General features: G+C 43.2%; 20 protein-coding genes. All 20 read left to right on the top strand.

The features are described from left to right. The first annotated feature begins 5 nt into the window (after positions 1 to 5). The 20 genes from paaB (at position 6) to CYL18_RS07005 (ending at position 15,565) form a co-directional block, all read left to right on the top strand. Positions 6 to 368, top strand: coding sequence for a 1,2-phenylacetyl-CoA epoxidase subunit PaaB (gene paaB / locus CYL18_RS07100; RefSeq protein WP_104848800.1), 363 nt, complete (start codon positions 6 to 8; stop codon positions 366 to 368). After that, positions 358 to 1,149 carry a 1,2-phenylacetyl-CoA epoxidase subunit PaaC gene (gene paaC / locus CYL18_RS07095; RefSeq protein WP_104848799.1) on the top strand — a complete coding sequence of 264 codons (792 nt, stop codon included), beginning with the start codon at positions 358 to 360 and terminating at the stop codon, positions 1,147 to 1,149. Before paaB ends, paaC begins: the two co-directional genes overlap by 11 nt. 26 nt (positions 1,150 to 1,175) lie before the next feature. Beyond that, positions 1,176 to 1,673, top strand: coding sequence for a 1,2-phenylacetyl-CoA epoxidase subunit PaaD (gene paaD, locus CYL18_RS07090; RefSeq protein WP_104848798.1), 498 nt, complete (start codon positions 1,176 to 1,178; stop codon positions 1,671 to 1,673). 17 nt (positions 1,674 to 1,690) lie between these two features. Beyond that, entirely contained in the window at positions 1,691 to 1,993 is a 303-nt protein-coding gene (locus tag CYL18_RS07085) for an EthD family reductase (RefSeq protein ID WP_104848797.1), read from the top strand. A gap of 1 nt (position 1,994) precedes the next feature. Then, positions 1,995 to 2,771 carry an enoyl-CoA hydratase/isomerase family protein gene (locus CYL18_RS07080; RefSeq protein WP_104848796.1) on the top strand — a complete coding sequence of 259 codons (777 nt, stop codon included), beginning with the start codon at positions 1,995 to 1,997 and terminating at the stop codon, positions 2,769 to 2,771. Between the two features lie 15 nt (positions 2,772 to 2,786). Beyond that, a complete protein-coding gene (locus CYL18_RS07075) occupies positions 2,787 to 3,560 on the top strand; it encodes an enoyl-CoA hydratase-related protein (protein WP_104849062.1) in 774 nt (257 codons plus the stop codon). Between the two features lie 105 nt (positions 3,561 to 3,665). After that, positions 3,666 to 5,162, top strand: a complete 1,497-nt coding sequence (locus CYL18_RS07070) for an aldehyde dehydrogenase family protein (RefSeq protein ID WP_104848795.1) — start codon at positions 3,666 to 3,668, stop codon at positions 5,160 to 5,162. An 83-nt stretch (positions 5,163 to 5,245) separates the two neighbouring features. Then, positions 5,246 to 6,121, top strand: coding sequence for a 3-hydroxyacyl-CoA dehydrogenase (locus CYL18_RS07065; protein WP_104848794.1), 876 nt, complete (start codon positions 5,246 to 5,248; stop codon positions 6,119 to 6,121). Further along, entirely contained in the window at positions 6,118 to 7,320 is a 1,203-nt protein-coding gene (locus CYL18_RS07060; RefSeq protein ID WP_104848793.1) for a thiolase family protein, read from the top strand. Before CYL18_RS07065 ends, CYL18_RS07060 begins: the two co-directional genes overlap by 4 nt. Before the next feature lie 146 nt (positions 7,321 to 7,466). Continuing rightward, positions 7,467 to 8,348, top strand: coding sequence for a phenylacetic acid degradation operon negative regulatory protein PaaX (paaX, locus tag CYL18_RS07055; RefSeq protein ID WP_104848792.1), 882 nt, complete (start codon positions 7,467 to 7,469; stop codon positions 8,346 to 8,348). A 134-nt stretch (positions 8,349 to 8,482) separates the two neighbouring features. Beyond that, a complete protein-coding gene (locus CYL18_RS07050) occupies positions 8,483 to 8,956 on the top strand; it encodes a GNAT family N-acetyltransferase (protein ID WP_104848791.1) in 474 nt (157 codons plus the stop codon). Between the two features lie 50 nt (positions 8,957 to 9,006). Continuing rightward, complete coding sequence (locus CYL18_RS07045) at positions 9,007 to 9,564, top strand: GNAT family N-acetyltransferase (protein ID WP_104848790.1); 558 nt, start codon at positions 9,007 to 9,009, stop codon at positions 9,562 to 9,564. A gap of 89 nt (positions 9,565 to 9,653) precedes the next feature. Beyond that, positions 9,654 to 10,142: a GNAT family N-acetyltransferase gene (locus CYL18_RS07040; protein ID WP_104848789.1), complete on the top strand. Its 489-nt coding sequence runs from the start codon at positions 9,654 to 9,656 to the stop codon at positions 10,140 to 10,142. 64 nt (positions 10,143 to 10,206) lie between these two features. Beyond that, a complete protein-coding gene (locus CYL18_RS07035; protein ID WP_104848788.1) occupies positions 10,207 to 10,629 on the top strand; it encodes a DUF1801 domain-containing protein in 423 nt (140 codons plus the stop codon). A 139-nt stretch (positions 10,630 to 10,768) separates the two neighbouring features. Next, complete coding sequence (locus CYL18_RS07030) at positions 10,769 to 11,245, top strand: GNAT family N-acetyltransferase (RefSeq protein ID WP_104848787.1); 477 nt, start codon at positions 10,769 to 10,771, stop codon at positions 11,243 to 11,245. Positions 11,246 to 11,375: 130 nt separating this feature from the next. Further along, positions 11,376 to 11,849, top strand: coding sequence for a GNAT family N-acetyltransferase (locus CYL18_RS07025; RefSeq protein ID WP_104848786.1), 474 nt, complete (start codon positions 11,376 to 11,378; stop codon positions 11,847 to 11,849). Between the two features lie 39 nt (positions 11,850 to 11,888). Continuing rightward, positions 11,889 to 12,920: a serine hydrolase domain-containing protein gene (locus tag CYL18_RS07020; protein ID WP_104848785.1), complete on the top strand. Its 1,032-nt coding sequence runs from the start codon at positions 11,889 to 11,891 to the stop codon at positions 12,918 to 12,920. Between the two features lie 115 nt (positions 12,921 to 13,035). Then, positions 13,036 to 13,494: a GyrI-like domain-containing protein gene (locus CYL18_RS07015; RefSeq protein ID WP_104848784.1), complete on the top strand. Its 459-nt coding sequence runs from the start codon at positions 13,036 to 13,038 to the stop codon at positions 13,492 to 13,494. Positions 13,495 to 13,607: 113 nt separating this feature from the next. Next, on the top strand, positions 13,608 to 14,522 hold the full coding sequence (locus CYL18_RS07010) for a DUF4240 domain-containing protein (RefSeq protein ID WP_161497098.1): 915 nt from the start codon (positions 13,608 to 13,610) through the stop codon (positions 14,520 to 14,522). A gap of 134 nt (positions 14,523 to 14,656) precedes the next feature. Continuing rightward, positions 14,657 to 15,565: an alpha/beta fold hydrolase gene (locus CYL18_RS07005; RefSeq protein WP_104848782.1), complete on the top strand. Its 909-nt coding sequence runs from the start codon at positions 14,657 to 14,659 to the stop codon at positions 15,563 to 15,565. Positions 15,566 to 15,819 lie beyond the last annotated feature (254 nt).

Here is a 15,819-nt window from a genome sequence, read left to right as displayed (position 1 = left end):
GGATCATGACGAACGAGCAAGGAAGTTTTTATGAGGAGTTTGATGTGTTCAGCCGCAAGACACCGACTGGACCGGTCCAATACCAGTTTAATCTGCTTGCGCCAAATGAAGAGATCGCGCTGATGATGGCCCAGGAAAATTTCATGCGCCGTGAAGCGGTGGCGGACATTTGGGTCGTGAAAAGCAAGAATATCCGTAAGATGACCCATGAGGAGAAGCAAACGCTCACCCGCCTGGATAATAAGGATTACCGGACCACAAAAGGATATGGCTATTTAAAGAAGAAATGGCGCCATTATGAGCAGGAAATGCTCGATGAGAAAGAGATTATGTCCTGGGCAGGAGGGGTGAAGAAGAATGTCAAATGAGGAAACAGCTGCAGTGAAAGAACTGCTGTACCAATTAGCGGATGATGATTTCATCCATTCCTACCGAGGGTCCGAGTGGCTGGGCCTTGCCCCGCATATTGAAGAGGATGTAGCGGCATCTTCCATTACGCAGGACACGATGGGGCATGCAGCCATGTTCTATCAATTGCTTGAAGAGCTTGATGAAGGGGATGCCAACCAATTAGCCCATGACCGTCCGGCTTCCGAACGGAAAAATGCGATTATCCTTGAGCTTGAGAACGGCCCTGGCCATTATATGGGCGAACCAGCTTATGATTGGGCGTTTGCGGTCGTACGCAACTACTTCTATACACAGGCAAAGATGATCAAGATTCAGTCCCTGCAAAGCAGCTCCTATCAGCCGCTTGCCGATATTGCCGTCAAGGTGCGAATGGAGCTCTATTATCACCTGCTGCATTGGAAAACCTGGTTCATTCAACTGATGGGCTCTGGTCATGAGGAGGCTATGACAAGAATGAAAGCAGCGATAGAGAAGACATCCTCTGACATTAGAGGGGTGTTCTCCTATGGCGGGCATCATGATTCATTTGTTCAGGAAGGCTTAATTGAAGATGAAGCTGTTTTGCTCGAAAGGTGGCAGCAATCCGTTACGCCTGTATTGGAGGGCGTTGGACTTGGCAACGTGGAAGCGGGACTCGCATTGGGAGATGGCCGCAAAGGCATCCATACAAAGGATTTAGAGACAGCGCTTGATACCTTAAGGGAAGTTTATGCCATCGACAAAGCAGCCACCTGGTAAAGCTCAAGAGGGAGGGGGGAAGAAAAATGACAAATCGTTTACTGACATCAGCTGACATATATAAAGCCCTTGAAGACGTGAAGGACCCTGAAATCAATACGGTCAGTGTCGTTGATTTAGGGATGGTAGAGGATGTGGTGATAGAAGGCTCCCATATTACCGTGAAGATGCTTCCGACCTTCCTTGGCTGTCCAGCGCTACCAATCATTCAAAAGAATGTGGAGGCGGCTGTCAAGACGCTTGCCTATGCCGAAGAGGTGAAAGTGGAGTTCCTTCATTCGCCATCCTGGACATCTGACCGCATCTCGGAAAAAGGGAAAGCCGGATTAAAGGCATTTGGCATCTCCCCTCCCCCGAAGCATATGGCTGAAGATGGCTCCTGGCATGTGGATTGCCCATATTGCGGCTCGACTTACGTGACATTAGATAATATTTTTGGACCGACTGCCTGCAGAAGCATCCTATACTGCAGGTCCTGCAAGAATCCGTTTGAGGCCATGAAACCAATGATAAAAACAATGTAGAAAATGGAGGAATAAACATGATCAAATTAATCGCTCTATACAAACAGCCTAAGGATAAAGAGGCTTTTGACGAACACTATTTCAATGTGCACGGACCAATCACGGAAAAAATCCCTGGATTGCAAAGAATGGAAGTGACAAAGATTGTCGGCACACCGATGGGCAAGGAATCTGAGTTTTATATTCTTTGTGAAATGTATTATGAGAATCAAGAAGCCCTTCAAAACGGGATGCGCTCGGCAGAAGGAAAGGCTTCAGGCAAAGATTTGATGGGATTTGCGGGTGACTTGGTCACACTAATGATTGGTGAGGAAGTGTAAGATGGAATCTTTGTCATTCATTGAAACATCTATGGAGGACAAAATCGGATTCATTACCCTGAATCGGCCGAAGCAATATAACGCCTTGAATAGACAGATGATTCATGAAATTGTTACGGCCGCAGAGGCATTTGATCGGGACCCAAATGTGCGGGTTATTCTCTTGTCAGGCAATGGACAAGCCTTCTCAGCGGGGGCCGATATTGACGAAATGGCAGAGGAGGGCGCCGTCCAAATGGAACTGCGCAATCAATTTGCTGATTGGGACCGGCTAAGCCTTATTAAAAAGCCGATCATCGGTGCCGTGAAGGGCTATGTATTAGGAGGCGGGTTTGAGCTCGCCTTGAGCTGCGATTTATTAATTGCCGGTAGCGATACACGCTTCAGCTTTCCAGAGGTGACCCTAGGTGTCATGCCTGGTGCGGGGGGAACGCAGCGGCTCACAAAGCTCGTCGGTAAGACAAAGGCCCTTGAATGGATTTTGACAGCAGAGCGGATTGATGCCGAAACGGCCTTGCAATATGGGATTATCAACCGGATAACCGAGCCTGAAAATGTGCTTATGGAAGCGAGAGAAATGGCGGAGAAAATAGCTGCGCAAGCACCACTTGCCGTCCGTCTCATAAAGGAATCCGTTCATAAGGCAGTTGATTATTCCCTGTATGAAGGCATGCAATATGAGCGGAAGAATTTCTATATGCTCTTTGCCTCAGAGGACCAAAAGGAAGGCATGCAGGCATTCGCCGAGAAAAGAAAACCAAATTTCAGAGGCAGATAAGGGGTGGAGATCATGATGTATAAGACCATTACATATCGGACGGAAAATGCGGTTGCTTGGATTGGATTGAATCGTCCCGATAAATTGAATGCATTCACTAGGCAGATGAATGAGGAGATCGAACAAGCAATCAAGCATGCGGAAGAGAATGATGCCATTCGGGCTATTGTGATTACCGGGGAAGGGCGCGCGTTCTGTGCCGGACAAGATCTGACAGAAGTGAGTGACCAAACCAATTTGGGTGATGTGCTGCGCGACAATTATGGTCCGATGATCAAGGAAATCGCAAGCTGTGAAAAGCCTATCATCGGGGCCATCAACGGTGTGGCAGCAGGAGCGGGATTCAGCTTGGCCTTGGCCTGTGATTTCCGGCTTGTATCTGAGAAGGCGAGCTTCTTGAATGCATTCGTGAATATCGGCTTAATCCCGGATTGCGGCAATCTTTATTACCTGACAAGGATGATTGGCCAGGCGAAGGCGATTGAGCTTTCCTTACTAGGCGAGAAGGTATCAGCGCAAGAGGCTGAGCGTCTAGGACTGGCAACCAGGGTGATTGCAATGGATGAGTGGGAAGAGCAAGTCAGCGCTTTCGCCGAAAAGGTTGCAAGCAAACCAACAAAAGCTATTGGGCTGATTAAGCAGTCCATAGAGGCATCCTATCATCTGCCATTCGACCAGTATTTGAAGGTTGAAGCAGAAGGCCAGCGTATAGCCGGCTTAACGAAGGATTATGCTGAAGGGGTTACCGCCTATCTGGAAAAGAGAAAGCCCCAATTTGTCGGGCAATAAGGGGAAAATCATTCAAGAGCACCAAAGCTTTTCATTCGCCATGCAGCGAAAATCTAACAATAAAAGGGGTAGATTCCAATAGCTAAAGTACAGGAAACACCACAAATGAGCAAAATGGACATGAAACGGGATTATTATCATTTAATCATTAATGGAGAGCGCACAGAAAGCTCTAACGGAGAAACCATCGAAGCAATTAATCCGGCAACAGGGGAGTTAATTGCAAAAGTCGCTAAAGGAACCAAAGAGGATGCAGAGAAAGCGGTGCTGGCAGCAAGGGAAGCATTCGATCATGGCAAATGGAGAAAGGCCTCTGTCAATAAACGCTCTCGTGTATTGAATAAGATTGCCGCAATCATGCGTTCACGATTTAATGAATTGGTCGAGCTTGAGGTGCTCAACAGCGGGAAGACACTTTCCACTGCCCAAGGGCAGGTTATGCAGGCTATCGAGGATTTTGAGTTTTACGCCGGCGCGATTGTTGGTCATGGCGGTTCCGTCAACAATATCGCTGGACAGTTTCATAATTATACTGAAAAGGAGCCCGTCGGGGTTTGTGCGCAAATCATTCCTTGGAATTACCCAATGATGATGGCTGCCTGGAAAATCGCTCCTGCGATTGCCGTGGGCTGCTCCGTCATTGTGAAGCCAGCTTCCTTAACGCCACTCACAGCGATTATTCTTGGTGAGATTTGTTTAGAGGCGGGTGTGCCGAATGGTGTCGTCAATGTTCTCCCTGGCTCTGGCTCTGATGTGGGCAATTATTTAGTGGAGCATCCATTGGTGGATAAGGTGGCCTTCACAGGGTCTACTCCAATCGGACGAGACATTATGGGCAAAGCCTCGCAAACATTGAAGCGGGTCACTCTGGAGCTTGGCGGTAAATCTCCTAATATCGTGTTTGACGATGCAGATATCGATGCGGCAGTGGATGGCTCATTATACGGTATCTTCTATAATACGGGGCAATCCTGTGAAGCAAGGTCAAGACTGTATGTTCATGAGGATATTTATGAGGAGTTTATCGAGAAATTCGCTGAAAAGACGAAAAAACTCCAATTGGGTGACCCGTTTGATAAAGGGAGCCATGTCGGTGCGGTTATTGATCAGAAACAGCTTGACGTTATCGATGGCTACGTGAAGTCTGCGATGGAGGATGGAGCGGAAATCCTCACAGGAGGCAAGGCGGCGATCGTTGATGGGTTTGAAGATGGTTTTTGGTATGAGCCAACCATCATTACGAATGTGAATCATGATATGAAGGCTGTCAAGGAAGAAATTTTCGGGCCGGTTGTCGTTGTCATGACCTTTAAGGATGAAAAGGAAGCCATTAAGCTTGCGAATGATACGGAATTCGGCTTAGGCTCAGCGATTTGGACGAAGGACGGAGCGCGTGCAACGCGTGTCGGCAACCAAATCCAAGCAGGAATCGTCATGGTTAACTGCCCATTCTCCGCTTTCCCTGGGACGCCATTTGGCGGTTACAAGCAATCGGGATTCGGACGTGAGCTTTGCATAGAAACATTGGATTTATATACGGAAACGAAGAGCTTTGTTTCCTACTATGGAAGCCGTCCGCTCAATCCTTTTGGCATCCAATAAGTGTAGTTCAATAGAATGTGAGTGTAAGCGGAAAGGTCATTTGCCAAAATGGCCTTTCTCTAATATGAAGGGGGATGTTTCGAATGATCTCGAATATCATGGTCGTTGGTTCAGGTGTCATGGGAAGAGGAATCGCCTATACGGGTGCTTTAGGCGGATTCTATGTCACGGTCGTTGATGTGAATCCAGGGGCATTGGATAGTGCGCGCACAGAGATTGAAGCCATCGTAGAGAAGGGAATCCGTTACGGTAAGATCAGTGAATCAGCGGCAGGTGAAATGAGGGAGCGCCTATCTTTTTCCTCTGCAATCGAGGAGGCTGCTGCATCGGCAGAGCTGATTATTGAGGCGGTACCTGAAAAGGAAGCGATCAAGAAGGCTGTTTTTGAAACGATTGAGAAGCATGCGAAAGCGGATTGCTATTTTGCGACGAACACATCGACGATGAGTCCGACAGAAATCGCTTCATATGCGAAGCGCCCGGAGAAAACGATTGCGATGCATTTCTTCAACCCGGTTCATAAAATGCCGCTCGTTGAAATTGTCCGCGGTTTGGAGACGGATGATGAGACCGTCAGCGCAGTGAAGTCCGTTGCGGAGCGAATGGGGAAAGAAACGGTCGTCATTAATGAATTTCCTGGCTTTGTCACTAGCCGGATTAGCTGCCTCGTTGGGAATGAAGCATTTATTATGCTGCAGGAAGGGCTTGGGACACCAGAAGAAATTGATAAGGCGATTAAATTAGGGCTGAATTACCCGATGGGTCCTTTTGAGCTCGTTGATTTAGTCGGATTGGACGCCCGCCTCAATAATATGAATTATCTACATAGCAAGCTAGGTGAAAAATATAGACCTGCCCCGCTTCTTGAACAATATGTTAAAGCCGGCAGATTGGGCAAAAAATCAGGCAGGGGAGTCTATGATTATAGAGAACAGGAAAAAGGGGATGGAGAGAAATGAGGGAAGTCGTAATTGTGGATGCTGTCCGTACACCCATTGGCCGTTATAAGGGCCAATTGAAAAGCGTGCGTCCCGATGATTTGGGGGCGATTGTCATCAAGGCATTGCTTGAGAGAAATCCGGACATTCCTCCTGCAGCTATCGAGGAAGTCGTATTCGGGAATGCCAATCAAGCCGGGGAGGACAACCGGAATGTTGCACGCATGTCTGCCTTGCTGGCGGGCCTGCCTGTAGAAGTAGCAGGAACAACCATCAATCGGCTATGCGGATCAGGTCTTGATGCGGTCATCTATGGAGCGAGAGCAATAGCCGTGGGAGAAGGCGACATATTCATTGTCGGCGGAACGGAAAGCATGACACGCGCTCCATATGTGATGGCGAAGCCGGATAAGGAATTCCCGCGTGGGTCCATGGAGCTGCAGGATACGACAATTGGATGGCGCTTCACGAATCAGAGGCTAGAGGAGATGTACGGGGCAGAAACGATGCCGAAGACAGCTGAAAACGTGGCTGAGCGCTTTGGGTTATCGCGTGAAGAACAAGACGTATTCGCGCTCGAAAGCCAAACCAAGGCACAAAAGGCTATTGAGGGGAACCGCTTTGCAGATGAAATCGTCCCTGTTGAAATACAAGACCGGAAAGGAAATAAAATCGTCATAGATAAAGATGAACATCCCCGAGCTGATACTTCAATTGAAAAGCTGGGCCGCTTGAATCCGATATTCCCTGGCGGCACGGTGACGGCAGGGAACGCATCCGGCGTCAATGACGGAGCATCAGCTCTCTTAATCATGAGTGCGGAGAAAGCGAGTGAGTTAGGCGTCAAACCACTCGCGAAATATGTGACAAGCGCGACATCAGGGGTAGAGCCGTCGGTGATGGGCATAGGACCGATTTATTCAACCAAAAAAGCGCTTAAGCGGGCGGGGCTGACAGTGGGAGATATCGATTTAGTTGAACTGAATGAAGCATTTGCATCCCAATCGCTTGAATGCATTCGTCAATTAGAGCTGAATCCGGATATCGTCAATGTGAACGGGGGAGCCATTGCGCTGGGTCATCCATTAGGTGCGAGCGGAGCACGGATCCTGACGACCTTAATTCATGAGATGAAGAAAACAGACGTCCAATACGGACTGGCGACTATGTGTGTTGGAGTTGGTCAAGGCATCTCAGTCATTGTCCAAAAGGAATCCTGATTAATTGATTGTCTGAATTTACGGAATGATTAAACGAATGATAAAATAGGAATGACTGGTAAAAGATTATTCGACATGACAAGCACAGTGAAGCTCTTGTTGAATAGAATGGGACGAACCTTTATGCGGGTAGAAAGAGTGATAACATGCCGGACAATACACAATCAATGATATTTACAATTTATGGGGATTATATCCGTCATTACGGAAATAAAATTTGGGTAGGCAGCCTGATTCAGCTCCTCGATGCCTTTGGTCATAATGAGCAGGCGGTGAGAGTGGCCATGTCCCGGATGTACAAAAATGGCTGGGTCCAATCCGAGAGGGCAGGGAATAAAAGCTATTATTTCTTAACCGAACAAGGCATCAAACGAATTGATGAGGCAGGGAAACGGATATTCAGGGTGAAACCGCACTCCTGGGATGGGAAATGGCGCATGCTCTTTTATTCCATTCCAGAGGATAAACGGCATTTGCGGGATGAGCTAAGGAAAGAATTGATATGGAGCGGCTTTGGCAGCTTCACGAACAGCGTATGGATCAGCCCGAACGATTTGGAGGAAGAAGTGCAGCTGATTATCAGAAAATACGAGATTGAGGTATACGTGGACTTCTTTATCTCGGAATATTTAGGTCCGCATTCTTTCGAATCCATCGTAAGGCGGAGCTGGTCACTGGAATTGACCGATGAGAAATATAGGAACTTCATCAAAAACTACAGCGAAAAATACATCATCCACCAAAACTTGCTCCAAAAGGGACAAATGAGTGATGCGGAATGCTTCGTTGCCCGGACCTATTTGGTTCATGAATACCGGAAATCCCTATTCGTTGACCCAGGACTGCCGAAGGAATTACTCCCTGAAGTCTGGTCCGGAAGCCCGGCAGCCATGCTCTTCAAGCAATACTATGAATTACTGGCTGAGCCTGCGAGCCGCTTTTTTGAGCACATCTTTGAAAAGGATAATGAGCTGAGAAATAAGGATAAACAGTATGATGCCTATGCGCATCCATATATAAATGATTGATTTGAAAGGTATCCCTTCTAAGTGTCATGGCTGTCCAATGGGCAGCCTTTTCTTATGCCGCAATAGGAATATGGAAGAAGGGATTTGTTTATTCATGAAGAATATTATTTTAAGGCAGAATGGAAGGGGATAAGATGAAATTCACAATAAGGAATATGGATGAAGATTATGCAGTAGAAATTTTGAATTGGCGCTATGAATCTCCCTATGACTTTTACAATAATGAGGTAAATCCTGATTCTTTGAAGGAATTGCTAGGGGGTTCTTATTCAATCGTGCTGGATCAAAATAATAGCTTGATTGGATTTTTTTGTACAGGAGACTCTGCCCAAGTCCCGGCTGGCCGCCAATTTGGTGCCTATTCAGAGGCTATGGTTGACTTAGGGATTGGGATGAAGCCTGAGTTAACAGGACAGGGGCATGGCAGCACCTTCTTTTCCTTTGTCCTTCGATACGTGCAAGACAATTATGAAGGAGTTCCCATTCGCCTGACGGTGGCGAAATTTAACGAAAGAGCCATTCATCTTTATAAGAAATTTGGATTTGTGCAGAGGATGGGATTTAACAAGGCTACAACGAGATTTATCGCAATGGTGAAGGAACGATAAAGTTAAGGTCAAGGCTGTCCAATGGCCGATATTTTTAAGGATGTGAAGATGTGATTAGCCATATGATTGATCAAGAAGTATCTTTAAGACTATTTACGGAGGATGATGAAGAGGAATTTCATCAATTAATCATGAATTCAAAGGAGCATCTAAAGACTTGGATTACCTGGATAGACACAGTTCATAGCCAGGAGGATACAAATGAAAGTTTAACATTAAGAATAGCATTATTAGCGGAAAATGGCGGGTATCCGATGTGGTTTGCCATTCTCTACAATGGTCGAATGGCGGGGACGATTGGGTTTAATGAGGTTGATAAGACGAATAGAGCAGGGGAAATAGGCTATTGGTTAGGTAATGAGTTTCAAGGAAAAGGGATTATGTCAAAATCATTCAAGGCTGTGATCGATTATGGGTTTCAACAATTGAAACTAAATAGAATTGAGGCCTTTATAGCAGCTGGAAATGAACGAAGTCGTGCCTTACCTGAGAAATTCGGCTTTAAGGAAGAAGGCAGAATAAGGCAGGCGGAATGGTTGTATGACCATTATGAGGACCAGATTATTTATGGGCTTTTGGCTGAGGACTGGAAGGAGCTCCCGAAGTAATCCAGAGGAATGATGATGAAAGGCGAACTCAAGGAGCTGGATTTGTTCTGTTCTGGGTTAATGAAAAGATTTAAAGGGAGGACTGGAAAGTGGAATATCAATTTACCAGTATGACACAAGAGCAAGCGGAAGATATCGCCTATACCTGGCATTATGATGGCGAATATTCCTTCTATGATATGGAAGCCGATCAGGAAGATTTGTCGGAATTCTTGAATCCGGAAACAAGAGGGGAAACGATGTTTGCCGTGACATATAAGGATGAACTAGTCGCTTTTTTGAGTGTGGCAAGAGTGGGTAATAGGACTTTTAAAATTGGATTAGGGATGAAGCCTTCCTTAACTGGGCGGGGGAAGGGGACAGAATTTCTAAAGGCTTCCATTGACTTTATTAAGTCGGAATTTCGTGCTGAAAAGATTACCTTATCTGTGGCTGCATTTAATGAAAGAGCTATAAAGGTCTATCGGAAAATGGGATTTGAAGAAGTCGGGATGATGATGCAAAAAACAAATGGTAGCACGTTTGAGTTTTTGAACATGGAGTTAAACATAAACCCCGTTATAGCTAAAGCTAAGTAGTTCAGATAAGTTAGATGGTCATATGCAGGTAAATACTAAGGATGTAAGGGGTGATTAAATAATAATGACAACAAATAAAAAAGCAGGCAAAAGTAAAAAGTTGACTGGACCTGAACAGGTAGCAGAATTCATGAACAACCTTGAACATCCATTTAAAGAAGAAATAGAAGAGGTTCGAAAGATCATTTTAAGCACGGATGATAGAATAACGGAACACATTAAATGGAATGCACCTAGTTTCTGTTATGAGGGGGAAGACCGAATTACATTCAATCTTAAGGGAAAAGGGTTTTTTCGACTCATATTTCATTGTGGGGCTAAAGTAAAAGAACGAAATACAAAGGAACCGCTGATTGAAGATACTAGAGGACTATTGGAATGGAAAGCAGTTGACAGAGCTATGATTCACTTTACGAATAAAAAAGATGTTAGAGCCAAAGAAGAACAGCTTCGCGAAATAATTACTAAGTGGCTAGCAGTTAATTAAGATGGAAGATGCCCCCTATTTTCACAAACAGGCAGCTATAATGGCGTTGATAATAGCAGTGTGTTTGATTATGAGAGAAAATATAATAGAATTATTTAAAGAGAGACAGAAATTGTTGATGACAACTGGGGGAGTATGAATGCGGATTCGGCCTATTGAAGAAAAAGATAATAAGACAATCGAACAAATTATCAAGCGATCACTGGAATCATTTGAGTTAGATATTCCGGGAACAGCCTATTACGATCCGCAGCTTGGCAGTTTAGCTCAATTCTACAGGGAGCAGCCTAATGCAAAGTACTGGGTTGTCGTGGATGAAGAGGATGAAGTGCTTGGCGGTGTGGGCATTGCGCCATTTGGGCAGAAGACAGAGATATGTGAATTGCAGAAGCTCTATATCACTCCAGATGCACAAGGGCTGGGTTTGTCAAAGAAACTCATGCAAGCAGCACTTGACTTTGCAAGGGAGCATTATACATACTGCTATTTAGAAACCATGAAGAAACTTGAGGTGGCTAACCTCCTGTACGCTAAATTTGGTTTCCGCCAGCTTGAAAAACCGCTGGATGGGTCAGAGCATGGTACGATGGATGCCTGGTATATAAAAGAATTATAGTAATAAATATGCTAGCTATATCCTTGAGGATATGGCTTTTTTGTTGTTCATTCAAAGGAGGATTTGAACGAAGAATGAAGAATACTATTCTTTAGCTTTCCTTTATACAGACCATCTAAAGAGGTGAATTATGGTTATTAGAGAGATGAACTACCTAGATGTAGAACGCGTCAGAATGATTGCTGCAGACACTTGGAGGGATACATATACATCGTTCATACCAGCAGAGATACAGGATAAGGTTTTGAAAGAAGCTTATTCGAATGAGGCAATGGATAACAGGTTTAAATCCTCCATAAACTTGGTTGCTGAAAGCAATGGCGTGATGATGGGATATGCGTTTTTCTCAGGTGACAAAGATGTATTTTTAGAATCCATCTATCTTCATCCAAATTACCAAGGAAAAGGAGTTGGAAAATGCCTATTGGAAACGGGCCTTTCTAAATTCAAGGAAGCTGATTCCATATCGCTTACCGTTTATAAGGGGAATCGGAATATTTCTTTCTATGAGAAAGAAGGATTTCAGGTGGTGAAAGAAAACAAGAGCGATTTCTTTGGACATCCAGTTACCTTTATTTTGATGAAAAAGCATTTACACCAATGAATAAGCGAAAAGCCTTTTGGAACGGAGGTGCTTACGGATATGAATATTAAGGAGCGGAGGGAGCATTATCATATAGCTGGCATGAGTGTTTCCGTCATAACAAATGCGGAGATTAAACGGCTGGAACAGTATGGTGTGCTGAAGGCAGGGACGGAAAAACAGATTAATCGCCAATCTTTATTTAATGCCTGTTCCATCAGCAAGCTCTTAACCTCCATGCTCATTATGGTGCTGAGTGAAAAAGGCAAAGTGAATTTAGATGAGGATGTGAACGAAAAATTATCATCTTGGAAAATCCCCTTAAATGATTTTACAAAGGTGAGACCTGTAACCTTACGGAGCTTGCTGAGTCATCAGTCCGGCATTATAGACCCTGAAAATAGTTTTGCAGAGCTTAACGGGAAGGATGGCATTCCAAGGCTGGCTGAATTATTAAATGGGAAGACCTCTTATTGCAAGGAGTCTATTGAAGTTAAATATGAACCGGAGAGCGAATTCTATTATTCAGATGCAGGCTATTGCATCATCCAACAGCTGATAGAAGACGTGACGGGAGAGTCATTTGCAGAAATCGTAAAGGAATCCATCTTTCAGCCATTAAACATGCAAAACAGCACGTTAACCATGGAGGTTTCTGAAGAGGAATTGTGTTCGTTTAGCTGCGGCCATAATAAATACGGAGCGGTGATTGATGGCAAATATCCGATTTATCCTTATGCCGCTGCAGCCGGATTATGGACAACTCCTTCAGATTTATCCAAATTAACCATAGAGCTCATGCATTCGTTGAAGGGAAGAAGTAAGCTTGGGCTTTCTGTAAGCAAAGCTGAAGAAATGATAACCCCGCAAGGCAGTCAAGCGTTCACCGGACTAGGAGTGTTTTTAGAAGGTTCTAAGAGAGAACTCGAAATTTCATCGCTTGGCTGGGGAGCGGGTTTCCAGTCAATCATGGTTAGTTATCCTTATAAAGGAACAGGCTTGATCGTCATGACCAACACAGATACGGGTGTGCATCAGATGAAGGGGATTATTGGAGAAGTCTATCATGCTTATGCCGCAGGTCTTGAATAACATGCTAGATTGATTATCCATGATCGTTTTAGCGGTCATTTTTTTGTTTTGGTTGGGGAGGAAGAAGGGTTTCAAGTGTTTTTGTAGAAATGTTCCTATGAAAGGAGCGGGTACAATGAATAAATTTATTAAAGAACTTGAAGAACTGAAATTAGTAGGCTTTCGTGTTTTATGTCCTGGTGACCAATATATCGTTGAAATCCCGAAAGCAACCGTTCGTTTAAATGAACGTATTGGTGAGATCAAACAGCTAGTCAATCCATCGCACCGCTATGGCGTATTTATGGTTGAAAATGAAACAGAGGATGAAGATGGTTACTGGGTTTGTGTGCAAGTAAAAGAATTTGAAGATATCCCCTCTGATATGGTGTCACTAACCATTCCGCCTCAAAGGTATGCAGTAATAAGACATACAGGGGAAAATCATAAAATTATGCATACGTATGAACAATTACATAAATGGATAGAGGATAATAGCTATACAAGATTAAAGGACAAATGGCATGTGGAAAAGTATCATAGCTGGGATGATGCAGGAAATGTAGATGTCGAGTTATATGATACGATACAATAATCTCCCTTCATTAGGCTGGTGAAACCAATTTTCATGGTTGTGAAGAAGACATATAGTAACAGAGCTAGGGGCCAGATTATATACATAGAATTTATTCCATCATGGGGGTTGAAATGGGTAAAGAAACGTCAAACAATACCGTATCGATTGGGGATGTTTTTGCAGTAAGATTACCCAATGGTCATTATGGAGCGATAAGAGTTGCTGACCGTGCAGATAATTCCTGTCTTATTGTCACAACTCCATATATTAGTGCTGATATACCATTTATCGATAATGAACTTTTAAGCGGTATTCTTCTCCAGAATCGGTTTTTTTATAATAATCATAAGGCGAAGATTTGGGTAGAAGGAAAGAAACCTAAAGAGGTTATTTTCATAGGGAATATTCCTGTATCTGATACTAAACAAAAAATCATTTGTAATACATTCGGAGCTCAATGGGATGGTTCTATTGGTATGGAAGCTTATTTAGAGTGGCGATGGAAATATGATAGAGAAAAGTTTGTGGAAGAGATACAGGAAGAAGAAAATAAAATAGATGAAGAACATAAAAAAATTCAAAAGCCTAAGAAAATGATGAAGGATGAAACTTTCTGGCTAATTATTTCCCTGCTTAATTCAGATGAAAAAACCGGTGAAGAAGATATACTGGAACCTGCTGTTAACGCATTGGCCAAAATGGAGATAAAGGATATAAAAGAATTTGAAGAAGCCCTAGCGAACAAACTCTATTTATTAGATACTATGGAACACGCCAAAAATATAGGGAAACATTCATATAAAGAAGAAGCTCAAGAATTTTTCTCTGCTGATTTATTCTTGTATATTAGGTGTTTTATAATTGCGAAAGGAAAAGAAAACTTTGATTTAACAGTTGAAAATCCTCAAAATATATCAGAAGTCAATTCATTTGAACCTTTGCTTTCATTGGCATCTAAAGCATATACAAGAAAAACCGGAAATGAGTTTGCATATATTTCAGGTTATGATTATGAAACATTCTCAAATATAGAAGGCTGGAAGTAATGATACGTATTTCCACCTAAAAGGTGGCATTAATCCTCAGCAGGACTAAGGCCCTTTTATGTTGAACTTTAAATGGAAGAGTAATAGATTAGTGGATGAATTTTATGAGTTAAAGAAGATGAGGATGAGATGGAATGAAGAATGGGCAATTCATAGAGATTAATGGAAAAAATCTATATGTGGAGGTCAATGATACAAACGCTGAAAAAGCCATTCTATATTTGCACGGAGGCCCTGGGGAAAGTTGTTTCGACTTTACTTACCATCAAACGAAAAGACTGGGTCAGAACTTTCGGTTGATTGCATTTGACCAAAGAGGCGTATGCAGGTCTGAGGGGATAGGAGAAAATGAACCCTTTGGTCTTGATGATTTAGTCGAAGATTGTGAAGAACTTCGCCGTTCTCTCGGAGTGAAGAAATGGTCTCTCATAGGTCATTCTTTTGGCGGTTATCTTGCTGTGCTATATGCGCTTCGGTATCCAGATTCTATTGAAAAAGTAATCTTTGAAGGACCAACATTTGATTTTACATACACAGCTAAGGCACTTCTCGAAAAAACAGCCAATTTATTTGGGAAATATAAGATGCCTGAGTATCAAGACAAGTGTTTAAAACTTTCTGATGAATCCTCCTGTTCAGCTAAAGAACTTGTAGAGGGCTATATGGAGCTTAGTGATTTTCTAGAAGAAAAAAGGATGCAAATATATACTCATAACTTTAATAATCCAACTGATTATAATAAATATTCAGATGAACAGTGGGAAGAATTTTATGATAAATCAATCATTCATTATAACCGACTTAGAGAGGAGGGGAAGATATTTGAATCCGTCTTGCCATTATTAAAAGATATCAAGCTGCCTTGTCTTTTGATTTTAGGTGAGCACGATATCGTAACCTGCCCAACTCAAATTGAAACTTATAAAAATGATGTACAGCAAGGTGAAATTTTTATGATAGAAAATAGCGGTCATACCCCTCATTATGAGGCAGCAAATCTATTCTGTGATGTGGTAACAGATTTTCTGACAAAAGACGTTTAAGGAAGCAGCATTTATTACTGCTATATGCTTATTCGTTAGTTTGCCTTGTGGAACGGAACGCAAGGGGCAGTTGAAATATGGAGGGAGACAATTGGTTTATACAGCTAAGAATCAAAAAGAATTGTTGTGGAGCTTGTTCCTATTATTTATATTGGTAATTTCCATAAATGATTTTTCTAAATGGTTATTATTCTTTGCATTAATATATTCAATGGTCATTCTTGCATTTTTATTTATCAAATATCAATTTGAAA

The organism is Pradoshia eiseniae, from assembly GCF_002946355.1.
In the GTDB taxonomy this organism is placed as follows: Bacteria; Bacillota; Bacilli; order Bacillales; family Pradoshiaceae; genus Pradoshia; species Pradoshia eiseniae.
The sequence above is the reverse complement of the archived record's forward strand: the minus strand, read 5'-3'. Positions and strand labels throughout refer to the sequence as shown.